Below are 24,998 nucleotides of genomic sequence, written 5' to 3'. Positions count from 1 at the left end.
GGGTTATCTTGAGTTACAGAGTACGTGCTATCTCTTGTACTTCAAATATTTCAAGCTGATCGCCAACCTGAATCTCGTTGTAGCCTTTCAGTGAAAGACCGCATTCCAGACCTGCCTTGACTTCCTTGGCATCGTCTTTGTAACGCTTGAGCGAATCCAGCTCGCCTGTCCAGGTCACCACGTTGTTGCGCAGCAAACGGACAGAAGAGGTACGCTTGACCATGCCATCGGTAACCAGACAGCCTGCAATCGCACCAACTTTGCTGACCACGAAGACTTGACGAATCTCGACCATACCAATGATCTGTTCGCGCTTCTCTGGAGCCAACATGCCGGACAAAGCTGCTTTGACTTCATCTACCGCATCGTAAATGATGTTGTAGTAGCGGATGTCAACACCGTTAGACTCTGCCAATTTACGGGCAGATGCATCAGCACGGGTGTTAAAGCCAATGATGACCGCTTTGGAAGCGACAGCCAGATTGACGTCGGATTCGGAAATGCCACCCACCGCAGCATGCACAACCTGCACACGCACTTCGCTGGTCGACAATTTGACCAGGGATTGCACCAGCGCTTCTTGTGAACCCTGTACGTCAGTCTTGATAATGACAGGCAGGTTCTTGACTTCACCCTCGCCCATGTTTTCAAACATATTTTCCAGTTTCGCGGCTTGCTGCTTGGCCAGTTTCACATCACGGAACTTACCTTGACGGAACAAGGCGATTTCACGTGCCTTGCGCTCATCTGCCATGACCATGACTTCTTCACCAGCGGATGGCACTTCTGTCAGACCCTGGATTTCTACCGGAATGGAAGGACCCGCTTCAGCAATATTCGCGCCATTTTCATCCAGCATCGCACGAACACGACCATAAGCAGAACCAGCCAGAACGATGTCACCGCGTTTCAAGGTACCGGACTGTATCAGGATAGTTGCCACAGTACCGCGGCCTTTGTCCAGACGTGCCTCAACAACCAGACCTTTGGCAGGGGCATCTTTCGGCGCTTTCAATTCCAGCACTTCAGCTTGCAACAAAACGTTTTCCAGCAGGGAGTCGATACCCAGACCAGTTTTTGCAGACACTTGCACGAAAGGTGCATCGCCGCCGTATTCTTCAGGCACAACGCTTTCAGCAATCAACTCTTGTGTCACGCGGTCAGCATTGGCACCTGGTTTATCAATTTTATTGATAGCCACGACCAGCGGCACGCCAGCTGCTTTCGCATGCGCAATCGCTTCTTTGGTTTGCGGCATGACGCCGTCATCCGCTGCCACCACCAGAATAACAATATCCGTTGCCTTGGCACCGCGGGCACGCATCGCGGTAAAAGCTTCATGGCCCGGTGTATCAAGGAAGGTGATCATGCCACGCGGTGTTTCCACGTGATAAGCACCGATATGCTGTGTAATACCGCCGGCTTCACCAGACGCGACTTTGGCGCGACGGATGTAATCGAGCAAAGATGTTTTACCATGATCAACGTGACCCATGACAGTGACAACAGGTGCACGTGGGAAGGACTCGTATTCGCCGTGTTCTGTGGTATCCGTCAGCATGGCTTCAGGATCGTCCAGCTTGGCAGCGAATGCCTTGTGGCCCATTTCCTCAACCAGAATCATTGCTGTTTCCTGGTCAAGAACCTGGTTGATCGTGCACATCTGGCCCAGTTTCATCAAATGCTTGATAACTTCCGATGCCTTGACGGACATTTTGTGCGCGAGCTCAGCCACAGTCAGGGTTTCAGGTACAAACACATCCTTGACGATCGCTTCAACCGGTGCCTGGAAATTGGATTCACGATCATCATGATGATTGTTGCGACGGCCTTTCGGACCACCTTTCCAGCCATCACGACCACCAGAAGTATCACCACGTGTTTTCAAACCACCGCCGCGTTTTTTCGCAGCATCGTCTTGCCAGGTCGAAGACACGTTAGCGGATTTAATCGCCTTCTTGTCAGCAACAGCAGGTTTTTTCTCGTCTTTTTTCTCAGCAGGTGCGCCAGGTTTCTTCTCAGCCACTTTTTTATCAGCAGGCTTGTGCAAAGTACCTTCAGCAGCTTTCGGCGCAACAGCAACCGGTTCCGGCGCTTTGGCTGGACGGCGTGCTGCATTCATCATCTCTTTAATCTGCGCAACTTCATCCGCTACGGCTTTGCGTGCTTTTTCAGTTGCAGCAGCGCGCTCAGTCGCTTCTTTGGCATCTGCTGTGGCTTTTTTCTTCGCATCTTCTGCATCCAGACGTTTTTTATCTTCGTCTGGTTGCGCTGGCTTGACTACTTCTGCCACTTTATCCACGACTTTGTCAGCCACATTGGCCGAGGCTGCGGCTTGCGCAGCCTTGACACGCTCAGCCTCTGCCTTGGCAGCTTCTGCCAACTCAGCTTCACGCATGGCTTTGGCTTGCGCTTCTTTTTCAGCTTCCAGCTTGGCCAGGCGCTCTTGCTTTTCAAGCAGCTCAGCTTCCTGACGTGCAATCAACTCAGCTTCGATGCGATCTTCTTCTTCGCGACGCGCCTGTTCAGCAGCATCCAGCACCGGTGCTGGCGCCTGCGCTTCATCTGCGGGGGCATCATCACGTTTTACAAAGGTACGTTTTTTACGAACTTCTACCTGAATGGTACGAGACTTCCCAGTCGCATCGGCTTGCTTGATCTCGGTCGTTTCCTTACGAGTCAAGGTAATTTTTTTCTTTTCGGTGTCCGCAGAAACGCCATGGGAACGACGCAGATGTTCCAACAACTTATCTTTGTCTTCCTTTGTCAGCGAATCTGACGTTGAGCTCTTACTGACGCCCGCTGCACGCAATTGCGTGAGCAGCAAATCTGCTGACATCTTTAGCTCGGTGGCAAATTGGGCTACATTGTTACTCGCCATTCAGTCCTCTTTTTCTATGTGCGCGTTATGAGATTGAAACCCGTGAATTACTTAGCTTCTACGAGTTTCCAGGCTTTGGCTAACAGCGCCTTGGCCTGATCATCATATTTAGCGTCGATGAGTTTCATCTCATCATCGGTCACATCTTCAAATGCTTCTTTAATTAATTGACGGGCACGGTCGGCAGATAATGCCAAAATCGCGCCAAATTCGTCATAAGCCAATCCGGCAAAAGCCGCCAGGTTCTTGATACCAGCCAAACCCAGCTTACCCGCAGTCACGCGGGTCATACCTTCGAGATTGACCAATTCATCTTCCATACCTTCAAGACCTTCTTCAGAAGCAATCGCTTCTGTCAACAGAGCATCACGAGCGCGGTTACGCAACTCATTGACAGTGCTTTCGTCGAAGGCTTCAATTTCCAGCATTTCGCTGATAGGTACGTAAGCGATTTCTTCCAGACTGGAGAAACCTTCATCCACCAGGATGTCGGCGACTTCCTGGTCAACGTCAAGTTTTTCCATGAACAGGCTGCGTATACCGGCAGTTTCCTGCTCGGCCTTGTTCGCAGACTCTTCAGCAGTCATGATATTGATTTGCCAGCCCGTCAATTCAGCTGCCAGACGGACGTTTTGTCCACTGCGGCCAATAGCAATTGCCAGGTTTTCTTCATCCACGACCACATCCATGCCATGTTTTTCTTCATCCACCATGATGGATGAGACATTGGCAGGTGCCAGTGCGCCGATAACGAATTGCGCCGGGTCTTCAGACCACAGCACGATATCGACACGCTCGCCACCCAGCTCACCAGTCACTGCCTGCACGCGTGAACCACGCATGCCGACGCAAGTGCCGATAGGGTCAATACGTTTGTCATTGGTATGCACGGCAATTTTTGCACGTACACCAGGGTCACGCGCTGCGGACTTGATGATCAGCGAACCCTGTTCGATTTCCGGCACTTCCAGTTCGAACAGCTTCATGATGAATTCTGGCGCAGTACGCGACAGGATCACTTGTGGGCCACGGGCATTGCGGTCTATGCGCAAAATATAGGCACGAACACGGTCACCAACACGCAGATTTTCTTTAGGGATCATCTGATCACGTGGCAGACGGGCTTCAATCTTGCCGGACTCAACCACGGCTTCGCCGCGTTCCATACGCTTGATGGTACCCGTTACCAGTGAATCACCGCGCTCCAGGAAATCAGCCAGAATTTGCTCACGTTCCGCATCGCGGATACGTTGCAAAACCACCTGCTTGGTGTCCTGGGCAAAACGGCGACCAAAGTCGACCGATTCAATTTCTTCTTCGATGTAGTCATCGACCTGAATTTCAGGATCATCTTCGACTGCTTCAAAATGCAGGATTTCCTGATCTGGCAATTGCAGACCCGCCTCATCAGGCACTACGTGCCAACGGCGGAAAGACCTGAATTCACCAGTATCACGGTCGATTTCTACGCGAATATCGACTTCACCGGGAAAACGTTTTTTTGTCGCTTGCGCCAAAGCATGCTCCAGCGATCCGAAAACAACCTCTTCATCGACGTTCTTTTCACGCGCCAGCACATCTACCAATAACAACAAATCACGACTCATGCTTTGCGACTCCTAAAATCCACTTGCGGCACGAGACGTGCCTTATCCACATCGGCGAGCGTAAACTCCAGCATGGCCGACCCATCTTTTACTTCAAATTCCAGCTTCAGATTTTCACCCTCGGGCTCGTGCAACACGCCTTCGAAAGTTTTGCGATTTGGCGTACCCGGCATAGGCATACGCAACTTCACGGTGACCTTTTCGCCAGCAAAACGCGCATAGTCAGCAAGTTTGGTCAGCGGCCTGTCAAGCCCTGGAGATGAAATCTCAAGGCGACCATAATTGACATTTTCCACCGTCAAGACATGCGATAGCTGATGGCTGACTTTTTCACAGTCTTCGACTGTAATATTGCCGCGCTCCAGATCTTCCGGTAAAAAATCAATATATACCCTGAACAAGCCACGTTCGGCCTGCTCAAAATCTACCAGTTCGTAACCAGTACCGTTGACGGTCTTTTCTATCAAATCCAACAAAGCCAAACTATTCTCCGAAAAACACGTATTGCCTCAGCATTGCAAATCAAATTCGCACCAAAAATTTTAACTATCAGACCGCCCAAGCGTCGCACCGCAACTACTTAAAACACAATGCTAATCGTCAAAACCAAAAAAAAATGGGCAACTGCCCATCTTTTTTGTAGCGCCTTGATTTGAAATCAATAAAGGCAAAATCTTCTAACTACAAGATTATAAACGATAAATTACCTCGTCGCAATGGAAAACGAGGTAATTTCAACACGTCCATCTACTTCAAAACACGTAAAATCTGCTAAAAAGATCAGGCACCACGGGAGCGCCTGCGCGCCGCGATACCCTGCCCTATCGCCTGACCACTACCACGCGCAGTAGGGCCGCGACGCTGCCCCGCATCGGGGAAACCCAGTGCTGTCTGCAAAGGATCAGGCTGGCGCGGGCGTTTTTTACCGGCATTGGCATTATTGCCAGGTGCATTACCACCCGATTTATTGCCATTTGCGTTACTTGCATTACCACCACGACCCGCACCGTATTCACCACGGCTATTCTCACCACGTCCGCTGGACATAGGGAAACCCACTTGCTTTTGGGTAAATGGGCCAGAACCAAAACCTGGCGCCTTGCCACCAAAAGGCTTACCACTTTTAGGTGCGGGCTTGTCGCCACCGGCTTTTTCCAGGCCACTGATTTTCAACAGACTGCGCACTGCATCTTCTTCCAACTCTTCCCAGCGACCGCGCTTGAGGTTCGCTGGCAAAGTCATGACGCCATAACGGGTACGGATCAGACGGGAAACGGTCAGACCAACAGCTTCAAACATGCGGCGCACTTCGCGGTTACGGCCTTCGCCAATCACCACGCGATACCACTTGTTAACGCCCTCACCACCACCATCAGTAATCTTGGAGAACTGCGCCAGACCATCATCCAGTTGCACACCCGCCAACAAACTTTGACGCATGCCCTCTTCCAGATCGCCCAGGGTACGCACTGCATATTCACGCTCAATGCCGTAACGCGGGTGCATCAGGCGGTTTGCCAGATCACCGGAAGTGGTAAACAGCAACAGGCCTTCTGTGTTGTAATCCAGGCGACCGACTGCCAGCCATTTGCCGACCTTCATCGCTGGCAAGCTGTCAAATACAGAGGTGCGGCCCTCTGGGTCATTGGTACTGACAATCTCGCCAGCCGGTTTATGATAGACCAGAACACGTGGCGGTTTTTTACTGACCTTGCGCATGATGGGCTTGCCATTGATACGCACTTGATCCGTTGGCAGAATTCTTTGACCGATGTGTGCAGGTTCGCCATTGACGGATACGCGACCGGCAACAATCAGGTCTTCCATGTCGCGGCGTGAACCGAGACCGGCCTCAGCCAATACCTTGTGTAATTTTGGCGCATCGTCGTCTGCAGTCAAATCACGGCGAACAGGCTTACCACGCCCCTTGCCAGCCTTGGCATCATCCAGGTCGGCAACATCAAAGGCATCAGAGGTCACAAAGGAAAATACATCATCAGCAGCATTTGCCGGGCGCGCACCACGTGTTTGCTGTGGTCGCTTGGATTTATTACCAGCGCCAGCCTGTCCAGTATTTTGACGCGGGCCACGGTCGTTACGGTCGCCGCGATCAGTTCTCGGAGGACGCTCACCACGATCAGCACGGGGTGGGCGCTCGCCACGCGGCGCCCGTTCAGGCCGCTCACCACGTTCTACATTTTCCACAGGAGCAAGGGCTTGCGCATGCTCAACTGCTTCAGGGACGAATACTTCTTGCTGTACGGCATCTATTTTGGCGACCTTGGGAGCCTTAGGCTCTTTCGGTACTCGCGGCGCTCTTGGTGCACGGGCTTTCTTTACCGGCGCATCGGCCACAACTTCGATACTTGCTGCGACATCCACATTGGCAGCATCGGCTGATGCCTCTGCATTTTCTGGCTTGACCCGGGGAGAGCGACGCATATTGCGCGGCCCACGCACACCGCGCTTGGCCGGTTTTGCTTCATCAGCACCAGTCGGGTCAGTATCATTCGCGCCCGCACCACCATCTGCTTGGTCAGCATTCACATCTTCAGGATTCATTGGATTCATTCTTTAGTTCTAATGGAGGCAACTGACTGTCTGCAGCACCCGGTAAACTATCTGGCGCCACTTGCTCAAGCACCTGATCACTCAATTGTGTGACGTTTTGAGATTCACCCCCAACATCACTAAACGCTACTTTTACTTCTTGCTCTGTTACTTCTGTCTGATTCAATGCCTGCGCCTGCAACACAACAGGCGTAACAAGCTGCGACTCTGCAATCTCGGGGGCAGACGGCACAAGGTCGATCACCTCTGACTCTGCATGCCCGGATTCCGATATAACTTCCGCAGTTTCCATAGATTCTGTAGCAACTATCTCTTCGGCAAGAGGCAGCTCTGGCGGGGCTGAGGCAACTTCAACAGGCACATCTTCAACGAGCGCCGCATTGATGGCCTCAGACCCTGTCTGGATATCCTGTCCCGCCGACGCAGCCTCAAGCAATTCAACAGCAAACATGCCGCCATCCATTGCTGCCAGCTCAGGTGCAATTTCATCGACCACATCTTTTTTAACTTGTTGCAAGGGCGGCAATTGATCCAGCGACGATAAACCCAGATCATCAAGAAACTGCCTGGTAGTGGCAAACAAAGATGGCCGTCCAGGCACATCGCGATGACCTATGGTTTCTATCCAGCCCCTGTCTTCGAGCGTTTTGATCATTTGCGAAGCTACGGTTACACCACGAATTTCTTCAATATCGCCACGTGTCACCGGCTGCCTGTAAGCAATGATAGCCAGGGTTTCGAGGGTAGCTCTTGAATATTTCGGTGGCTTTTCCGGGTTTAATCTGTCTATATAGGCCCGCATTTCAGGTTTGCTCTGAAAACGCCAGCCAGTGGACAAGGCCACCAGCTCTATACCCTTGTCGGACCAGTCAGTACGCAAACCTTCCAGCATCAGCTTGATGGTATCTGCGCCGACCACTTCACCTTGATCATCCGCTTCCTGGAACAGCTTTTTCATGGTATTGACTGTCAGCGGCTCAGGCGCGCATAACAAGGCTGTTTCGAGGACTCGCTTTGCCTCAGCAGTATTCATGCAAATCTTAAGTACACGGGTTTATTTAGTTGATGTCATGCAGCACAGCAACTGACAAGTCAGCGGCCATTCCCATACTCACACCAGTTTTGTATTAAATTATGTTGCCACCAATCTGGCAGCAACGCCCATCATGCGGGCGGCTAGGGATTGTATTGATCGCGCACAGAACCTGGTGGCGCACAATCCCTAAAATTAGTAGACACTGGATTGTAGTCCAGAATTTCAGCGACAATCAAAAAATCGTCATCGAACAATAAAAAAGCCACGCTAATACGTGGCTTTTTAACTTAATTCTGTCTGCGGAGGCACGCAAAGACCATCGTAGCCAGCTTGCGCTGCAACCAGACATACTGTCTGGCTTTTCTACTTAACCCCGGAAAGCTGACCACAAGCCTCCCAACTACATTTACATTTTACTGCAAGGGCGCGAGATTAGCATGCCTTAACAAAGTTTGCACGGGGAAAATAAAGAAAACCGGCAATATACAGTCGCCAACGCCTTGCCAAATAAACAAAAAGCATGCCTATTTGGCACGCAAGTCCGGTCACGCATCCAGATCAACTGCCACCACCCGATTACGCCCGCTGTTTTTTGCTTCATACAACGCGCTATCTGCTGCGCGCAAAAGTTCGGCCGGACTTACCTTCGTCAACGCTGCCGTAGTAGCCGCGCCTATACTGACCGTCAGCGGCGCGCCGTCGGCACTTCCTGTTGCAATATGCAACTGCTCGACAGAATGGCGAATACGCTGCCCCAGAGTGATGGCACCTTCCCAATCACCATCCGGTAATATTACGGCAAATTCCTCACCACCATAGCGGGCCACCAGATCGCTGGGCCGCAATGCCGATTTTGCCATGACGCCAGCAACACTTCTAAGACAATCATCGCCCGCCTGATGACCAAAGTGATCGTTATAGTGTTTGAAATGATCGACATCTACCATTAACAAGGCCATCGGCTTTACTTCACGGATAGCCCGGCGCCACTCATTTTGCAGGGTTTCATCAAAACAGCGGCGATTGGCAATTCCTGTCAAGCCATCCCTGCTAGCCAACTGCTCGAGTGCCATTTGCGCTTCCCTCTGTATGGTCATGTCGCGCAAAGTTTCCACTACGGCAATCAGCTCGCCAGTATCGTCATAAATAGGTCCTGCATCAATTGCCAGGTAACAACGATGACCTATGCGCGGCATCAGGCACCAGTTTTCTGCATACAGGCTTTTTTGCTTTTCTTCGACATTTTCATGCTGGGCATACAGCTCATGAATTTCACTGGCACGCCCCTGCGCAACCAAATCCGCCAGACAGGGCCGGGGAACATCATAGAAACCACGCCAATGCTCCGTGGTGCCGATCACCTCTGCTGCTGGCACGCCCGTCAGGCGCTCACAGGCAATATTCCAGATCAGGACCCGGCATTGCGGATCCAGCACAAAAGTAGGCACAACCAGGTGCTTCATCAAATTGATGGCAAAAGTAAGCTCGGTATTCTTTTTATATGGCTCACCCGAAGTCAGACGCTGCGATTGCTGCGATTCAAGCTTAGGCATATTGTCTCCGCTGATTTTCAAATCATGCTTAAAAGCAGATATAGACCTATTCTCAAATTTGGTCAAGATTACAAAAAATTTCCGAACGGTAATTTATTAAAATTAACCAGTATTAACATAAATAGCGCACTCGCTACCCTCATAAAAAATGGAATCCAGATTTTTGCAAATATTTTGCAAACACTGTGTAAATCAATAATTATTTCAACCAAGGGCTGGGATTTGCATTATTTACATTAATGACGCAATCGGCATGACCCAGACTCATCATGAATTGCGAGGGGGCGCGTGGCAAAACAAGCAGCACCATTCGCTTCTTGCGTGCGTTAGCGCATAGAAACACACGGCACACCTCAGTAGCATGAAGCCTTTATAGACATTTCGCTTCAATGGGCTGCACTCACAAAACATTCGGCACACTTGACCGCATCGCACCGCTTTCGAAAAGGAAAATCACCATGCAACAAACCGTCGCTGAGTTTCTGGTTGCCACTTTGCATGAAATTGGTGTCCGCCATATTTTTGGCGTCGTGGGTGACGCACTCAATCCCTTTACCGACGCTATACGCCGTCATAAAGGCATACAGTGGATAGGGGTAAGACATGAAGAAGGTGCGGCACTTGCAGCCGCCGGTCAGGCCAAGCTGACTGGTCAACTCGCCGTCTGCTGCGGCACTACCGGTCCCGGTGCCAATCACCTTATTGCGGGTTTGTATGAGGCATACAAAGACCATGCACCAGTACTGGCCATATCTGGGGGAGTGCCCGCTGCGCAACGTGGCAATGACTATCTGCAAGAAAACACACCGGACTTGTTGTTTCGCGACGTCGCGGTCTATACACAAACGCTAACCAATGCCAGCCAGGCTGCGCATGTTTTCCATCAGGCCATCGCGCATGCTTATGGCATGCATGGGGTTGCGCATTTGAATATTCCCCCAGACGTATTTGCCGCAAAAACAGAGGCCAATATAAGCAGTCTCGCGACATTACGGTCATCACCAGAAATGTCTGCCGCTTCCGCCGACATCAGCGAAGCTGCTCACCTGATCAGCCAGGCTACAAAAATTGCAATTTTTGCTGGTGCCGGTTGTCGCTCGGCGATACCACAGGTATTGCAACTCGCAGAGCGATTGCAGGCCCCTGTCATGCATACCTTTCGCGCCAAGGATATGGTGGCCTACACGCACCCACACTGGGTAGGAGGGGTAGGTTTGATAGGTGGAGCACCGGGTGTGGATGCACTACAAAATGCGGACGTGGTACTGATGCTGGGGTCTGATTATCCTTACACCGAATACCTTCCCAAAAATGGCAAGGTCATTCAAATCGACTTGCGTTCGGAAGTCCTTGGGCGGCGTACTGGTGTGCAATTGGGCATAGTCGGGGCAGTCAAACCAAGCATTCTGCAATTGCTGGAACAGCTGCCACAGAGGGAGAATCAGGATTTTTTGCTAAGTGTGAGCGAGGCACGAAAAAAATGGGACCACATGCTGGACAAAAAAGCCATGCTGAAGGAAAGCCTGGAGCACATTAACCCCCAGGCCCTGGCTCGCGGCATCAGCCTGCATGCACAAAGTGACGCCGCCATCATCGTCGACACAGGCGTCGTGACACTGTGGTGTGGCAATTGGCTACAGCAATCCGGCCAGCAAAGAATTATTGCTTCTTTCAATAATGCCGCGGTAGGGACCAGTCTGGGGCAGGCAAATGGCATACAGGCACTAAATCGCGAAAGACAAGTTATCGTGGCCATAGGTGACGGCGGCTTTACCATGCTGCCAGGCGAATTCATGACCAGTGTCGAGCACCAACTACCAGTGAAAGTGATCGTCTTCAATAACCAGCAATGGGGCCTGGTTCATCTTGAAATGGAAGAAGCCGGACTTCCTGCACATAAAGGCAGTACATTTCCCAATATGGATTTTGCCGCTTTTGCTCAGGCCTGCGGCGCATCAGGTTTTACAGTGCGCAAATCAAGCGAGCTCGAACATGGCTTGCAGCAGTTATTCGCCACAACCGGGCCGGCGATCTTGAATGTTTTTATTGATCCTGCTGAATTACCTTCCATGCCGCATATTCATATTGATCAAATATGGCGCTTTGGACTGGCGCGCATTAAGGAGACTCTACTTTCGCTACGCGGCGGGTGAACGAAAGCTCATGACAAAACGTATGGCGAAAACGCTATGGAATACCCCATTCAAACGCATCTTAAGCAAGATTACCAAGACAGCGACAAGTAAAGGGGCAAAAGCCATTACAAAGTTACTGAAGGGCACGCCAAAGAAAGGCAAGCCTGCGCCAGTCAAACCGCGACCAACTCTGAAAGCAAACTGGGAGCCAGGAATCACTTTCGGCATGACGGGCGCACGACGCTATCGCCTTTACCGGCCAGCAAGTCTCAGACGCAACGAACGCCTTCCATTGATGGTGATGCTTCATGGCTGCGGACAGGATGCCGAGGCACTGGCAGCGAGTAGCAAAATGAATCAGATAGCGACACGCGAGCGCTTTCTGGTTGTTTACCCGGAACAAGAACGTCTCGCGAATGCCCAGGCTTGCTGGAATTGGTACGACACCCGGTCAGGCCGGGCACAACGCGAAGCAAGTTCCATAGAAGCAGTGATCGATCAAGTCTGCCAGTTACAGCCTGTCGACTCTGATCGTATAGTGCTGTGCGGCTTGTCGGCTGGGGCGAGCATGGCGGCCCTTATCGCAACAAGCCGACCCGAACGCTTTCGCGTGATTGCCATGCATTCTGGCATTACCACAGGAGTAGCGCATTCAACGGCGACTGCCTTGATGGCCATGCGTGGGCGCAAGCTTGCTGCCAAACCTCTGTCTACTGACATGCAATTACCAGCTCTACTGGTCATCCAGGGCGACAAAGACCGCGTCGTCGCACCCACCAATGGTGCCCAGGCAGCGCAGCAATGGGCTACCCAGTGCGGCGCAAAACCCGGCAAGTCACGCATTGTCCAGCGCGGCGCACGTTATGCGACAAGCATTACCGATTATCGAATCCGGGGCAAACTTGTCGTCACATTTTGCGAAGTGCAGGGACTTGATCATGCCTGGAGTGGCGGCGCAGCGGGCCATGCGTACAGTGACCCCAAAGGGCCAGATGCATCAGGCATGATCTGGGCTTTTGCAAAGAAGCAATTTGCGTCAGGCGTGCGCAGTGATTTAACGCCAGCAAAGGCAGAAATCTCAACAAAAACCTTAACGAAAAAAATTTAAAACGATGCCTACGCAATTCACGGTCCTTTAAGAATTTCAAAGCCCTGATTGCTTGGTTGCCCGGGCGGGATTTGAACCTACTACATACAGATTAAACGCACAAACCTGTCGGGAAAATATATCCTATGAAATCAAAGCGCTTTCCAGGTTGAGATGTTGCAGATGACGACGGACTTAGGGCCTCCAAATACAGCAAATTGAGAAACGGAAAATGCCACCTCAATTTTTCTCCAAGAGAGGCTCAAAAAATTGCTTCGTTTGAATTTTTTTGATAACTTACCGGCTAGCATTTATAAACTGGTTTACGCTCATGCAAGCACATACGCTTAAAGGATAATCGATGTTTGATCACGTCAAATTTGGAGTCAGCGACTTTGAAGCCAGCAAAACCTTCTTTGGCAAAGCGCTGGAACCGCTAGGCGTCGCTATTATCGCTGAGGGAGTGCCAAGCTATGGTGTCGAGCTTAGCGCAGATGAAGAGGTTTCACTATGCCTGTACCAAACCGGGGAAAAGCCAGCGCATCTTCACCTGGCCTTCCGGGCCAGGAGCCGGCAGCAAGTCGACGATTTCTACCGTGCCGCACTTGCAGCGGGCGCCAAAGACAATGGTGCGCCTGGTTTTCGACCGCAATACCAGGGACGATACTATGCAGCTTTTGTAATTGGTCCGGATGGTCACAATATCGAAGCGGTTTTCCACGAACCTGAAGCCTGAACCGGCGATAAAAGCCAGGCGCTTCAGCTGCATTACGCTATTGGGATTAAGCTTGCCTGACAAACGTTAAAATGAAATTGATGCAAAGCGCCGCCTCATTCCATTCAAAAGATGGCAGCAAAACAGCTGGGGGAGTGAGTTTGATCAATGTGTCAAAGCACATTTTATGTGCAGGCCTGCCACTTATTCGCGCCTGTTCCGGGAAACACTGGCAGTATTAATGCTGAATAAAATAACGCCACCGAGCAACTATTACTAGCTTTTCGATGGCGTTATTTTTGAATCTGGTTGCGGGGGCAGGATTTGAACCTACGACCTTCGGGTTATGAGCCCGACGAGCTGCCAGACTGCTCCACCCCGCGTCTGAAGAATGAAACTATACATGATTTTGCTGCTCTGCGCAATCCTTTTCCGGAACCGCTACTATTACTGCACTTCAGCAGACAGGTGTTACACTCTGAGAATCCGCTAATTTTTTGTCTTTTGCCCATGAAATTCTGCTCTGAATGTGCGTCCCCAGTAGCCTTGCAAATTCCTGCCGACGATACGCGTGAACGTTTTGTCTGCACAGCTTGCGGCACTATTCATTATCAAAACCCAAAAATGGTGGTGGGCTCCATCCCCGTCTGGGAAGCGGATGGTGAGACAAAGATATTGTTATGCAAGCGTGCAATAGAACCGCGTCTGGGGTTCTGGACCTTGCCAGCGGGATTTATGGAAAACAAAGAAACCACAGCACAGGCGGCGCAAAGAGAAACTGAAGAAGAAGCCGGAGCCAATATTGCGTTGCATGAACTGTTTTCCATACTTAATGTGCCCCATGTACATCAGGTGCATTTGTTTTACCGGGCAACATTGCTTGATCTGAACTATGCAGCAGGTGTAGAAAGCCTGGAAGTGGGCTTGTTTTCAGAAGCGGAAATTCCATGGGATGAAATTGCTTTCCCTACCATCACACACACCTTGAAATTTTTCTTTGAAGACCTGGCGCGGGTAAGGCAAGGCGGGCATTTTGAAATGCATGAACACGATATCTTCAAACCTATGCGGCACGGTTAAAACGCATTTCATACTTTATTCCCGTCACTAATTTCATGGTCTTGAAATGATCCCCTGGCTGGAGCCCGATAGCCCCTTCCCTCACCCCAGTGCCGCCCTGACAGAAAAAGACGGGGCGGCCGGCCTGCTGGCAGCAGGGGCGGATCTGTCGGCAGAACGTTTGCTGTATGCGTATAAGAACGGAATATTCCCTTGGTTTTCTGAGGGGCAACCTATTTTGTGGTGGTCTACTGACCCGCGCATGGTATTGCAAGTGCAAGACTTCAAACTGGCAGACAGCCTGAAAAAGCGCTTGAAGCAAATCAGCAGGGACCAGCGTTGGGTCATTAAATTCGATACTGCCTTCGAGCAGGTAATGCGCGCCTGCGCGGCACCACGCAAAGGGCAGGCAGGGACCTGGATATCAGACGAGATTGTGGCTGGTTACTGTGATTTGCACACTCAAGGCTATGCGCATTCGTCAGAGGTGTGGCTGGATGGCGAACTGGTGGGCGGCGCCTATGGTGTGTGTATAGGGCGCATGTTTTATGGAGAATCGATGTTTGCCCGCGTCACGGATGCGTCCAAGATCGCTTTGTCGCACCTGGTATTTTTCTTGCGTGAACATGATGTGAAAATGATAGACTGCCAGCAAGAGACCGCACATCTGGCATCATTGGGAGCAAAACCCATCGCTCGCAGTGATTTTTTATCATGGGTAGAATATGCCAGTGCCTTGCCAGCAATTACTGATTGGACCTTTACCAAGAAGATCAATTTGTGACTCAGCTTAACGAATTACCATTTGCCAGCATACAGTTTTATGCGACGGCGCCCTACCCTTGCAGTTATCTGGAAGGCTTGCAGGCGCGTTCGCAGGTGGCAACACCTGCGCATCTGATTAATGCCGATGCCTATTCCGAGCTGGTAAAGAGCGGTTTTCGCCGTAGCGGCATTTTTATTTACCGGCCACATTGCGATGCTTGCCAGGCATGCACTCCAGTACGGGTACGCGTGAATGAATTCCAGCCCAATCGCAGCCAGCGCCGCGCCTGGAAGAAACATAGCAATTTGCAAGCCAGGGTGACCAGTCTGAGCTATGCACAGGAACATTACGAGCTGTATCAACGATACCAAGGGCAAAGACATGCAGGTGGCGGCATGGATCATGACAGCCGTGATCAATATGCACAATTTTTATTGCAAAGTCGCGTCAATACCCGCCTAGTTGAATTCAGGGATGAGCAAAATGTCTTGCGCATGGTCAGCATTATCGATGTACTGACGGACGGTTTATCGTCGGTATATACCTTTTACGACACCGACGATGAAACAGCATCCTACGGCACCTATAACGTGCTGTGGCAAATCGAACAGACGCGTGTGCTGGAACTGCCTTATGTCTATCTGGGCTACTGGATCGCTGCCAGCCCTAAAATGGCTTACAAAACCAACTTCAAACCGCTGGATGCCCTGATGCAGGGCCGCTGGCAAACATTGCAAGATGTGGACTGAGGGTGCGCTGTATCTAGTGTTAAACGCTACGCCCTCTTTATTATTCAAAAATTCAGACCCACCTCCCTGCGCTCATACAACGTTATTACAAAGCTTATTTCATGTCTGCAAAACTTCTTTATTCCCTTGCCCGCCCCCTGCTTTTTTCCATGGACCCGGAAAGTGCCCATCACCTGACCCTTCCAGCATTACAACAAGCATCCCGATTTGGCCTGACCGGCATGCTGGACAAACCGGCTGACGACATTCGCACCGTTATGGGTGTGCGCTTCCCCAATCCGGTGGGTCTGGCAGCAGGGCTTGACAAAGATGGTGCGTATATCGATGGACTGGCCGCACTTGGTTTTGGCTCCATAGAAATTGGCACAGTCACGCCACGCGCCCAGGCAGGCAATCCCAAGCCACGCATGTTTCGCTTGCCGCAGGCAGAGGCCATCATTAACCGCATGGGTTTTAATAATGGAGGTGTCGATGCCTTCGTCAAAAATGTCCAGGCGTCGCGTTTTTATCAGAACAAACAAGGTGTGTTGGGCCTGAACATAGGCAAGAATGCCGATACACCCATCGAAAGAGCGGCGGAAGACTACCTGCATTGCCTGGCGAAAGTGTACCCCTATGCCAGCTATGTAACGGTGAATATTTCCTCTCCCAATACCAAAAACCTGCGTCAGTTGCAGGGTGCCAGCGAGCTTGATGCCCTGCTTTCACAGCTCAAAGAAACGCAAAAAAGACTGGCAGATGAACACAAGCGTTATGTACCCGTCGCGCTGAAGATAGCGCCGGACATTGATGCCGAACAGATCAAGACCATCGCCGAAGCCCTGCTGCGCCATAAAATCGATGGCGTCATCGCCACTAATACGACCATCACCCGTGATGCCGTCCAGGGCTTGCCGCACGCAGAAGAAACCGGCGGCTTGTCTGGCAAGCCAGTGTTTGAAGCATCCAATCGTGTCATACGTGCATTGAAGGCTGAATTGGGCGACGAGCTGCCGATTATCGGTGTCGGCGGCATATTCTCTGGTGCAGATGCGGTGGCAAAAATGCAGGCAGGCGCATCTTTGGTACAGGTGTATTCCGGCTTGATCTATCAAGGCCCTGCCCTGGTCAGGGAGTGTGCAGATGCTTTGCGTTCGGTCAGATAAAAATCTTAATTATTCAAAATCATGAAAAAAACATTGCTAGGCAACAGCGGATTAAGCGTCACAAAAATCTGCCTGGGGACCATGACCTTTGGTGAACAAAATACGGAAGCGCAGGCCCATGAACAGCTTAATTATGCGCTGGAACGCGGCATCAATTTTATCGATACGGCAGAAATGTATCCCGTCATGCCACGCGCAGAAACCCAGGGCAGGACGGAACAATTTATCGGTAGCTGGTTGAAAAAATCCGGCAAGCGTAGTGATATCGTATTAGCGACCAAAGTAGCTGGCCCATCGCGTGGCATGGGCTGGATACGCAATGGCGAAAATGATTTGAATGAAAAGAATATCCGCGCGGCTGTAGAAACCAGTTTGCAACGCCTGCAATCCGATTATATTGACCTGTATCAGTTGCACTGGCCCAGCCGCAACGCCCCTATCTTTGGACAAAAGCAATTTGATCCTGCACTGGAAAGGCCGTGCACCGCCATTGCTGACACGGTTGCTGTGCTCAATGCACTGGTAACGGAAGGCAAGATACGCGCCTTTGGCGTATCCAATGAAAGCGCCTGGGGTGTGAGTGAATTTGTCAAGCAGGCAGAACTGCAAGGGGCCGCACGTATCTCTTCAATACAAAATGCCTACAACTTGGTTAACCGCGCTTTTGAGCAAGGGCTGGATGAAACCTGTTTCCGAGAAAATATAGGTTTGCTCGCATATAGTCCGCTAGCCTTTGGGCAGCTTAGCGCCAAATATATAGACGATGCCAAAGCCCCTGGCCGCCTGACTATTTTCCCACCGACCTGGAGCCCGCGTTATATGCGTGCCAGCGTATTTGCCGCCAGCAGACGCTATGCAGAACTGGCACGCGCGAATGGAATGACACCTGCGCAATTGGCGCTGGCATGGTGCTATTCGCGCTGGTTTATCGCCAGCACCATCATCGGCGCAACCAATTTGACACAGTTAAAAGAGAACATCGATGCGTTTGAAGTTCAACTATCGGATGAAGTGGTAAAGCAGGTCAATGCCATTCATGAAGAGTTAAATAATCCCGGGCAATAGGCTCGTCAACTGCGCCATCTTCAGACAATCACAAAAGGGACATCTCAAAATCTACAGCCCGGCAAAAAATTTTAATCTGGCATAAAATCAGCCTGCAATTGCAGCAAATGCCTATTGATCCTTTCACCGGAGAACCGAGATGTCCCAATTGCGAATCAACATCATCAAATCCCTCATCTGTTTCTTTGTCATATCCGCGCTACTCATCGTTTTTCTGCACAGTTTGGTCCCCCACATATCTCCCTTGCATGTTTTTCCTTATATTGCATTGGGAATGTTCGTCTTTGCCTGCGCCCTGTATTTGACGATCATCCTGCGTGGCGGTTTCAATCAATGGAGTATCAATAGAGGTGCCATAGACCCAGCCTGGCTGTGGTTTAACGCCAATCCACCAGGCCTGGAAGCAATCAAAAATGATGTCAATAGCGCGGCGACACCATTCACACCCGACAATACCTGTGTTAACGTCGATATGAGCATGGATTGCAACGTAACCCCAGCAAACTCATGCCCGGCGCCATGCGCCGACATCAACGACAATTAAGCATCAAAAAGTGATGAAGCCCTGCATTTGATATCAGGACATCATTCGTTTGAGTCTAGTCTAGGCGCTTATTTTTGCGCCCTGACAGGCAGCGGCACATTGCACAAATCAATATGCCCTGCTGGTACCTTGTACCAGTCGCCCCCACGGTTTCGCTGCGCTTCAACGATGGATTTAAAGGTGGCCGTGTCCGTACGTATTATTTCGAGCCTGCTGCGCTCAGCTTCCGGCACATCCGCTGCTACCTTCATTGCCTTGATCGGTGTGCGTTCTTCCGCTTTTTCATAGAAGCCCAAAGGACCGGTGCCACGTGGCAAAGTGGTCAGCAATTCCATACCCTGCATGACACGTCCCACCACGGTAATGTTTCTGTCAAGCTGGCGTGGCGCATGGCCACTAACAACGTATAACGATGTACCGTCGCCGCTATTGGATTCATTACCACGTGCTACACCAACACTGGCATAGCAGTGGGCCAGCCAGGCAGTACCCGTTTTAGGATCACGCCCGGCGGGGAAACCATTTGCATGCCCTACTTGCGGTGCATAACCATCGACATCAGGCAAGCGTGTAAATGGCAGACTGGCAGCATATTTGACAGTGAATTCGCCATTAAGCTGGTGTTTGGCAGTCTTTACTTCACGCTTTTCATCAGGATCAGCCCACTGAGCGACATAATTTTCTTGTGAACGCACTATTGCCAGGCCATCGAAATAACCTTCACGCACCAGTTTCTTGATGTTGACTGCATGATTGGGGGCAAAATCCGGTGCGAGCTCGATGACGACGCGCCCCTTTTCCAGTTCCAGGTATAGCGTATTTTCAGGATTCAGTGGACGCCAGTCTGCTGCGCTGGATGCCTTGATCAGATCAGCCAGGGCCAGTTTTGACTTTACCGGCGCATCTTTGGCAGTAGCGGGTACAGTCAGGGCGGTCATGGTAAGGCCTGACAATATCAGGCCACTGATCAGGCGGGTCATCAAGGATTTTCCTATATGCGGGACAGCTGAACGTAAAAACATAAAGACTCCGGATAAAGTACGCAAAAGTAAAATTGCCGCAGCGGCAAGGACTTGAGACCTTACGCGAATGACAAAGTTTTGTCCATATACCAAAAATATATTTACCATAAAAAGGGCAAACTAAAACTAAATGCGCGCTCCATCAACTTGTTATATTGCAAAATAGGAGGGAATCCGGTAAAAGCTTTTTAAACATTTGTCTGATCACAAAGGAGCCTTTTCTTGAAACCTCAACTTCAAGCACCTACTGGTGCATTTGTCGGCGCATCGTGGGCCGCCTTGTTCATCGGCGCGGCTACCTACCTGACCGGCGTCTGGAACGCGCAAATGCAACTGAATGAAAAAGGGTATTACTTCACCATACTGATGTATGGTTTATTTTCCGCTGTATCGCTGCAAAAGTCAGTACGCGACAAGCTCGAAGGCATTCCTGTCACCGGTCTTTATTTTGGTCTTTGCTGGCTATCACTGGGGCTGTCCATCTTATTGCTTGCCATCGGTTTATTTAATGCAAGCCTGGGCTGGAGTGAAAAAGGCTTTTTTGCGATGGCATTTTTGCTGAGCCTGTTTGCAGCAGTCGCGGTACAAAAAAATGTGCGCGATATCAATCTGCTCAAGCCAGGCGTAGATACATTGCCCATGCATGATGCTCATGAAAACTGAGCTCCTGTTTAAACCAAGAAATAGTTCTGAAGATGAATAATGATGCCCCAGACAACGGAGACTTTGCCGCTTATCTGAAAAACTTAGATAAGTCGAACAAGTCCAATCCCTCGTCAAATCCTGTGGTGTACACTACCCTGCCCGCCTTTCAAAATGCAGGCGTTGAAGACGTCACAAATGAGGAAAGGCTGCGCATACAGGAGCTTGCCGAACTACCGCCAATTTCTGAAGATGACTTGTTGCTGCAAGCCCTGGCAACTAAGGGCGACAGCAATGACCATGCGTTGGCTGAACGTATTGACGACAACGCGAATGACAGAAATGGGGGAGCGGGGTCGACGCAGCAAAATGAGCCAGCAAGTGAGCCACTAAGTGAGCAGACTCCGCTGGGTTTCCTTGGTGAGCATGCCCTAGAACTGGCAGACCAGCCCACACCTGAAGAACTCGGCGAAATGCCGCCGATTACTGACGAAGAATTGCTGCAACAGGCACTGACACATCCGGATGCCGATGAAGATATTTCTTCAGAATAGACCAATATCCCAATGAAAGAAACCTGCATTTGTTTAATCAATTGCAGGTTTTTTAATATTTACTTAACCATATGCCAGTGACAAATGTCCGGCACGAACTGCTGCTGTTGATTTCACCTCGACGCGCATGGCGTTTTGCAGCGATGCGATAGAACCGCCGGCCCGGTACTGGAAGCTGACTTGCAGGATATCGCCTTCTTTTACCGCCACTGGCACGGCAACCGGCAATGCCATATAGTGGTTAAGCCAGTCTATGGTGGATGAAGTTTCCATCAGCACTGCCAGGATATTCTTGGTGACAAAACGTAAGGCGCTGACTGTGCCTGCACGCTCTACCGTGAAGTTGCCTTCCCAGGCAATTTGCAAATCATTGCTTTGGTTAAAATCAATAATGCTGTACAGCGCAGGCTGCGCGAGTTCTACCGTGTCGGCAGAAAAGACACCTGCCTGCTGGAATTGTATGATCGGTGCCTGATAACCAGAAAAATCATAGGTCTGCTGCAAAGGCTGCACTGCCATGACCACTGCTTCCGGTATGAAGATGGGCAAAGGGCCACCAAATTTGGCCATGTAACGCTGTTTGAAGTTTTCTATTACTTCGACCTGTTTTTCACGCAACATGGCGACATGAATCATTTCACAAATGACGATATCAACAGGTTCTGGTGGCAGATATTCAAAGGCGTCAGCATGAATGACTTCAACTTTTTCGCCATAACGGTTCATCGCCAGCAGGCGGCGTGCTTCATCCACCATGTCAGGATTAAATTCCACGCAATATACTTTGGAAGCAGCCTGTGCCGCGAACCATGACAGCACCCCCGTGCCGCCACCCAGTTCCAGCACTTTTGCACCTTCAAATACCTGACGGCGTATCGCCGCTTTGAAATTGTCCATGCGATTAAGGTCCATCAACATATTGTGATGGTATTGCAGTGGGATAAACTGGCCTAGATAGCAGCTTTCTGCCTCACGTTCGTTCAACATGGTCACTCCTTGATTTTCTGGTTTCATCATGTGGCCGCCATCTGAAGAATTTAACAGGATAGTCGGCTATCTTGGCACATTCCAGACTTACCAGTCTGACGCTTGGCCTGAGAAATTGATTATCCTAGGGTTGTAAAGAAACAATGCGCTGATGTGAACGAGGAAACACTGGCAATTCTTGCTTATGGCAAATACTGCGGCCACATACCAAATCATGCATGTTAACTTTATGCAAATTCGTCAGCATGTGCAAGTCAGGTTTCAATGTAGTAACGCGATTCAGAGAGTGCGACGAAAATGTGATGGATGTGATGAAGGTGAGGAAGGCGGTAAACGTGCAATCTGATTCAACCTGACTTGACGATCTTTTTTATTTTTTCACAACGTGCGTCACGGTAAGGTCCCGCAGATTGCTCCCAGCCTTCTCCCGGTGATGTTTGTGAGCAGGTTTCGCGTTGATCAATTTTACTGCGCCATTTGTACCAAGCTGCCGGTTCAGCCCCACTGCAAAGGGAGAACAACATCAGAGCGCAAGCCAGACCTGATTTCACTCTCACCATGTTGAACCTCCATAAGATACAGGCACAGGCGACATTGCAGCAGTGTTGCATGCCGCCTGTGCAAACTACGGTATGACAATATAATTTATTGAATCGCGCCACGCGCCAGGTGACCGGCCAATTCATCTATCGACAAAATCACCAGGTCATGGGTAATAGCATACTCCAGAATCTGGTTCCCTTTGGCCATGCTGCCATCGGTATTCATTAATTCGCAGATGACCGCTGCCGGCGACAAACCAGCCATGATGGCCAGGTCAACCGAACCCTCTGTATGACCACGGCGATTTAATACGCCACCCTGCACTGCTCGCAGCGGAAAGATATGCCCGGGGCGGGCTAGGTGCTCTGGCTTGGCATCAGGTGCGATGGCCGTCAATATGGTGGTGACTCTGTCAGCCGCAGAAACGCCGGTAGTGACGCCCTGTTTGGCTTCGATGGAAACCGTAAAAGCCGTGCCATAACGGCTTTCGTTATGGCTGACCATAGGTGGCAGTTCAAGCTGTTGCAGCTTTTCATCTGTCATGCACAGGCAGACGATGCCGCAACAATCGCGTATCAGTCTGGCCATAGATTCAACAGTGATTTTTTCTGCGGCGACTACAAGGTCCGCTTCGTTTTCTCGGTCAAAATCGTCCATCAGCAAGACCGGTCGTCCGCTGCGGATATCGTCAAGGGCTAGCGCCAGACGTTGGGAAAATGGGGCCAGGGATAAGGTTTCTGGCTGGGCAGGAACCGTGGAACTGCTACTGGAAATAGTAGAAATATTTAACATGATGAAACGCTCCGGCAAAATTAAATGTGCAAAAGACGTTTCAGGGGGTAAAAAACGAATAGCCAAACGCCAGCGGCCATGTTGATCAACATGGTTCTGGTGTGAGGCGCATCTTCTCTCATCCGGACTATACCGTCGGCCCTGGAATTACACCAGATCTGCTGACCTTGCAAACAACCACGAAATTTTGTAGCTGTCATTCATTGCAAGCGCTCGCGGGCTTATTGACATACATGCACAAAGCATGTCTGCCAATTTACCGCCGGTGGGGAATTACACCCCGCCCTGAAGACGTACAACCTACCGAAATATTCGGCCCACTGATTATACAAAAGAATCAAATTTTTATCTTGACGCTACTTCAAGAGATGGCAGTACCATAATTGCAAGTGTTTTATCCTGGTTCAACACAATCAAGAGGCTGCATAGAAGAAATTCAAATAATAAACAAAAAATTCTTCAATTTTATGTCGCATTTCCACAAGGCAACATCTATGCTGGATATTGCTGGTGGCAGGACGAAAAAAGCAGGAGAACATACTTTTATTATCTAAAAGCTCAAATACTTTTAATAAATTACTTATCAAACAACATTATTAGTTCTGGCGAATTACACTTAAAACAATATCAGGCTATCGTCTTTATATATGTCAAATACGTATATAAGCAAATAAATACTAAGTAGTTTGGAATATAGCTTGAATTCATTACGATGCACTTACTTTGCGTGAGGCGATATGACTTTAACCTATGTTTTTTCGGGATTTGCAGTTGGCACCCTGGTCGGCCTGACCGGCGTGGGTGGCGGCTCGCTGATGACTCCCTTGCTTACCTTGCTGTTTGGCGTATCGCCAACAGTGGCGGTGGGCACCGACCTCGCCTTTGCCTCTATCACCAAAGCGGCAGGTACTTTCACCCACAGATTACGCGGTACAGTTGAATGGCATGTGGTGCGTCTGTTGTGCTATGGCGCCTTGCCAGCAGCAATTGTTGCCACGCTTTTCCTGAAACACTTTGGTGCGCTGGATAAAGAGATAGGCCAGTTGATCCGCTACTCCATTGCTGCGTCAGTCTTACTGACCGTAGTGGCCTTGCTGTTCAAGGGCAAGATGCTCAATTGGTTGAACAATCACCCGGAAAAACAATTACAAGGCACCAGGCTCGCGGTAGCGACGATAATTTCAGGTGCAGTACTTGGCACCCTGGTCACGGTTTCTTCCATCGGTGCCGGGGCGATTGGTGCGACCTTGCTGGTAATGCTGTACCCACGCATGTCTGCCGCCCACATTGCAGGTACGGATATCGCCTATGCCGTGCCTTTGACAGCCATTGCAGCATTTGGCCACTGGTGGCTGGGTTCGATCGACTGGCAATTGCTGGGGAGTTTGCTGATAGGCTCATTGCCAGGCATCACACTGGGCTCAATGGCTGCCCGCGCTGTACCTGAAAAATTTTTACGCGGTTTGCTGGCAACAACGCTGACCCTGGTGGCAGCTAAACTGGTTTTTTAAAGTTAAGCGTTTTTCATTTATTTGTTATTTGTTC

At 50.4% G+C, this 24,998-nt stretch carries 21 protein-coding genes, 1 tRNA gene and 1 riboswitch; of the genes, 12 read left to right on the top strand and 10 right to left on the bottom strand.

Annotation, left to right across the window (positions count from 1 at the left end; all coding sequences use genetic code 11):
* Positions 1–13: 13 nt before the first annotated feature.
* The 6 genes from infB to ACO0LH_RS11475 form a co-directional block, all read right to left on the bottom strand.
* The gene (infB, locus tag ACO0LH_RS11500; protein ID WP_422941225.1) at positions 14–2,881 is read right to left on the bottom strand and encodes a translation initiation factor IF-2; all 2,868 of its coding nucleotides are present in this window, start codon (positions 2,879–2,881) and stop codon (positions 14–16) included.
* 47 nt (positions 2,882–2,928) lie between these two features.
* Positions 2,929–4,488, bottom strand: a complete 1,560-nt coding sequence (gene nusA, locus ACO0LH_RS11495; RefSeq protein WP_422941224.1) for a transcription termination factor NusA — start codon at positions 4,486–4,488, stop codon at positions 2,929–2,931.
* Complete coding sequence (rimP, locus tag ACO0LH_RS11490; protein ID WP_422941223.1) at positions 4,485–4,970, bottom strand: ribosome maturation factor RimP; 486 nt, start codon at positions 4,968–4,970, stop codon at positions 4,485–4,487. The genes nusA and rimP overlap by 4 nt, the downstream gene beginning before the upstream one ends.
* 298 nt (positions 4,971–5,268) lie before the next feature.
* Positions 5,269–6,930 carry a pseudouridine synthase gene (locus tag ACO0LH_RS11485; protein WP_422941596.1) on the bottom strand — a complete coding sequence of 554 codons (1,662 nt, stop codon included), beginning with the start codon at positions 6,928–6,930 and terminating at the stop codon, positions 5,269–5,271.
* A gap of 109 nt (positions 6,931–7,039) precedes the next feature.
* Positions 7,040–8,092, bottom strand: coding sequence for an SMC-Scp complex subunit ScpB (gene scpB / locus ACO0LH_RS11480; RefSeq protein ID WP_422941222.1), 1,053 nt, complete (start codon positions 8,090–8,092; stop codon positions 7,040–7,042).
* A gap of 548 nt (positions 8,093–8,640) precedes the next feature.
* Positions 8,641–9,648 (bottom strand): diguanylate cyclase, encoded by a 1,008-nt coding sequence (locus ACO0LH_RS11475; RefSeq protein WP_422941221.1) that lies wholly within the window; start codon positions 9,646–9,648, stop codon positions 8,641–8,643.
* Positions 9,649–10,106: 458 nt separating this feature from the next.
* On the opposite strand from ACO0LH_RS11475, the gene ACO0LH_RS11470 reads away from it, so the two are divergent.
* The 3 genes from ACO0LH_RS11470 (at position 10,107) to ACO0LH_RS11460 (ending at position 13,606) form a co-directional block, all read left to right on the top strand.
* The gene (locus tag ACO0LH_RS11470) at positions 10,107–11,801 is read left to right on the top strand and encodes a thiamine pyrophosphate-binding protein (RefSeq protein ID WP_422941220.1); all 1,695 of its coding nucleotides are present in this window, start codon (positions 10,107–10,109) and stop codon (positions 11,799–11,801) included.
* Between the two features lie 10 nt (positions 11,802–11,811).
* The gene (locus tag ACO0LH_RS11465; protein WP_422941219.1) at positions 11,812–12,891 is read left to right on the top strand and encodes an alpha/beta hydrolase family esterase; all 1,080 of its coding nucleotides are present in this window, start codon (positions 11,812–11,814) and stop codon (positions 12,889–12,891) included.
* Between the two features lie 340 nt (positions 12,892–13,231).
* Positions 13,232–13,606, top strand: a complete 375-nt coding sequence (locus tag ACO0LH_RS11460; RefSeq protein WP_422941218.1) for a VOC family protein — start codon at positions 13,232–13,234, stop codon at positions 13,604–13,606.
* Between the two features lie 285 nt (positions 13,607–13,891).
* On the opposite strand, the gene ACO0LH_RS11455 is transcribed toward ACO0LH_RS11460, so the two are convergent.
* Positions 13,892–13,968, bottom strand: a tRNA-Met gene (locus tag ACO0LH_RS11455).
* Positions 13,969–14,095: 127 nt separating this feature from the next.
* On the opposite strand from ACO0LH_RS11455, the gene ACO0LH_RS11450 reads away from it, so the two are divergent.
* From ACO0LH_RS11450 to ACO0LH_RS11425, 6 genes are all read left to right on the top strand, one after another.
* Entirely contained in the window at positions 14,096–14,665 is a 570-nt protein-coding gene (locus ACO0LH_RS11450; protein WP_422941217.1) for an NUDIX hydrolase, read from the top strand.
* A gap of 46 nt (positions 14,666–14,711) precedes the next feature.
* Entirely contained in the window at positions 14,712–15,428 is a 717-nt protein-coding gene (aat, locus tag ACO0LH_RS11445; RefSeq protein ID WP_422941216.1) for a leucyl/phenylalanyl-tRNA--protein transferase, read from the top strand.
* On the top strand, positions 15,425–16,159 hold the full coding sequence (locus tag ACO0LH_RS11440) for an arginyltransferase (RefSeq protein WP_422941215.1): 735 nt from the start codon (positions 15,425–15,427) through the stop codon (positions 16,157–16,159). The genes aat and ACO0LH_RS11440 overlap by 4 nt, the downstream gene beginning before the upstream one ends.
* A gap of 101 nt (positions 16,160–16,260) precedes the next feature.
* A complete protein-coding gene (locus ACO0LH_RS11435; RefSeq protein ID WP_422941214.1) occupies positions 16,261–17,304 on the top strand; it encodes a quinone-dependent dihydroorotate dehydrogenase in 1,044 nt (347 codons plus the stop codon).
* Positions 17,305–17,325: 21 nt separating this feature from the next.
* The gene (locus tag ACO0LH_RS11430) at positions 17,326–18,369 is read left to right on the top strand and encodes an aldo/keto reductase (RefSeq protein WP_422941213.1); all 1,044 of its coding nucleotides are present in this window, start codon (positions 17,326–17,328) and stop codon (positions 18,367–18,369) included.
* A gap of 139 nt (positions 18,370–18,508) precedes the next feature.
* Positions 18,509–18,913, top strand: coding sequence for a hypothetical protein (locus ACO0LH_RS11425; protein WP_422941212.1), 405 nt, complete (start codon positions 18,509–18,511; stop codon positions 18,911–18,913).
* A gap of 68 nt (positions 18,914–18,981) precedes the next feature.
* On the opposite strand, the gene ACO0LH_RS11420 is transcribed toward ACO0LH_RS11425, so the two are convergent.
* Entirely contained in the window at positions 18,982–19,935 is a 954-nt protein-coding gene (locus ACO0LH_RS11420; RefSeq protein ID WP_422941211.1) for a peptidylprolyl isomerase, read from the bottom strand.
* A 222-nt stretch (positions 19,936–20,157) separates the two neighbouring features.
* On the opposite strand from ACO0LH_RS11420, the gene yiaA reads away from it, so the two are divergent.
* Both yiaA and ACO0LH_RS11410 read left to right on the top strand, forming a co-directional pair.
* Entirely contained in the window at positions 20,158–20,598 is a 441-nt protein-coding gene (yiaA, locus tag ACO0LH_RS11415) for an inner membrane protein YiaA (RefSeq protein ID WP_422941210.1), read from the top strand.
* A 32-nt stretch (positions 20,599–20,630) separates the two neighbouring features.
* The gene (locus ACO0LH_RS11410; RefSeq protein WP_422941209.1) at positions 20,631–21,131 is read left to right on the top strand and encodes a hypothetical protein; all 501 of its coding nucleotides are present in this window, start codon (positions 20,631–20,633) and stop codon (positions 21,129–21,131) included.
* A 63-nt stretch (positions 21,132–21,194) separates the two neighbouring features.
* Here ACO0LH_RS11410 and ACO0LH_RS11405 read toward each other — a convergent pair whose 3' ends face one another.
* Positions 21,195–22,118, bottom strand: a complete 924-nt coding sequence (locus ACO0LH_RS11405) for a methyltransferase domain-containing protein (protein ID WP_422941208.1) — start codon at positions 22,116–22,118, stop codon at positions 21,195–21,197.
* A gap of 645 nt (positions 22,119–22,763) precedes the next feature.
* Positions 22,764–23,453 (bottom strand): 3,4-dihydroxy-2-butanone-4-phosphate synthase, encoded by a 690-nt coding sequence (ribB, locus tag ACO0LH_RS11400; RefSeq protein WP_422941207.1) that lies wholly within the window; start codon positions 23,451–23,453, stop codon positions 22,764–22,766.
* A 106-nt stretch (positions 23,454–23,559) separates the two neighbouring features.
* A riboswitch (FMN riboswitch) is annotated at positions 23,560–23,750 on the bottom strand.
* A 440-nt stretch (positions 23,751–24,190) separates the two neighbouring features.
* Between ribB and ACO0LH_RS11395 the strand changes: the two genes are divergently transcribed.
* A complete protein-coding gene (locus ACO0LH_RS11395) occupies positions 24,191–24,964 on the top strand; it encodes a sulfite exporter TauE/SafE family protein (RefSeq protein ID WP_422941206.1) in 774 nt (257 codons plus the stop codon).
* Positions 24,965–24,998 lie beyond the last annotated feature (34 nt).

Origin of the sequence: Undibacterium sp. TJN19, from assembly GCF_049339485.1 — a bacterium.
GTDB lineage: Bacteria > Pseudomonadota > Gammaproteobacteria > Burkholderiales > Burkholderiaceae_D > Undibacterium.
This window is presented reverse-complemented; position numbering and strand designations above follow the sequence as displayed.

What these genes read in the sequence shown, in the direction of transcription:
- infB (WP_422941225.1), bottom strand. Translation starts at nt 2,881, where the DNA reads ATGGCGAGTAACAATGTAGCCCAATTTGCCACCGAGCTAAAGATGTCA.
- ACO0LH_RS11435 (WP_422941214.1), top strand. Translation starts at nt 16,261, where the DNA reads ATGTCTGCAAAACTTCTTTATTCCCTTGCCCGCCCCCTGCTTTTTTCC.
- ACO0LH_RS11485 (WP_422941596.1), bottom strand. Translation starts at nt 6,930, where the DNA reads ATGCGTCGCTCTCCCCGGGTCAAGCCAGAAAATGCAGAGGCATCAGCC.
- ACO0LH_RS11395 (WP_422941206.1), top strand. Translation starts at nt 24,191, where the DNA reads ATGACTTTAACCTATGTTTTTTCGGGATTTGCAGTTGGCACCCTGGTC.
- nusA (WP_422941224.1), bottom strand. Translation starts at nt 4,488, where the DNA reads ATGAGTCGTGATTTGTTGTTATTGGTAGATGTGCTGGCGCGTGAAAAG.
- aat (WP_422941216.1), top strand. Translation starts at nt 14,712, where the DNA reads ATGATCCCCTGGCTGGAGCCCGATAGCCCCTTCCCTCACCCCAGTGCC.
- ACO0LH_RS11470 (WP_422941220.1), top strand. Translation starts at nt 10,107, where the DNA reads ATGCAACAAACCGTCGCTGAGTTTCTGGTTGCCACTTTGCATGAAATT.
- ACO0LH_RS11465 (WP_422941219.1), top strand. Translation starts at nt 11,812, where the DNA reads ATGACAAAACGTATGGCGAAAACGCTATGGAATACCCCATTCAAACGC.
- ACO0LH_RS11460 (WP_422941218.1), top strand. Translation starts at nt 13,232, where the DNA reads ATGTTTGATCACGTCAAATTTGGAGTCAGCGACTTTGAAGCCAGCAAA.
- ACO0LH_RS11450 (WP_422941217.1), top strand. Translation starts at nt 14,096, where the DNA reads ATGAAATTCTGCTCTGAATGTGCGTCCCCAGTAGCCTTGCAAATTCCT.
- ribB (WP_422941207.1), bottom strand. Translation starts at nt 23,453, where the DNA reads ATGTTAAATATTTCTACTATTTCCAGTAGCAGTTCCACGGTTCCTGCC.
- scpB (WP_422941222.1), bottom strand. Translation starts at nt 8,092, where the DNA reads ATGAATACTGCTGAGGCAAAGCGAGTCCTCGAAACAGCCTTGTTATGC.
- ACO0LH_RS11410 (WP_422941209.1), top strand. Translation starts at nt 20,631, where the DNA reads ATGAATAATGATGCCCCAGACAACGGAGACTTTGCCGCTTATCTGAAA.
- ACO0LH_RS11425 (WP_422941212.1), top strand. Translation starts at nt 18,509, where the DNA reads ATGTCCCAATTGCGAATCAACATCATCAAATCCCTCATCTGTTTCTTT.
- ACO0LH_RS11475 (WP_422941221.1), bottom strand. Translation starts at nt 9,648, where the DNA reads ATGCCTAAGCTTGAATCGCAGCAATCGCAGCGTCTGACTTCGGGTGAG.
- ACO0LH_RS11405 (WP_422941208.1), bottom strand. Translation starts at nt 22,118, where the DNA reads ATGTTGAACGAACGTGAGGCAGAAAGCTGCTATCTAGGCCAGTTTATC.
- ACO0LH_RS11430 (WP_422941213.1), top strand. Translation starts at nt 17,326, where the DNA reads ATGAAAAAAACATTGCTAGGCAACAGCGGATTAAGCGTCACAAAAATC.
- ACO0LH_RS11420 (WP_422941211.1), bottom strand. Translation starts at nt 19,935, where the DNA reads ATGTTTTTACGTTCAGCTGTCCCGCATATAGGAAAATCCTTGATGACC.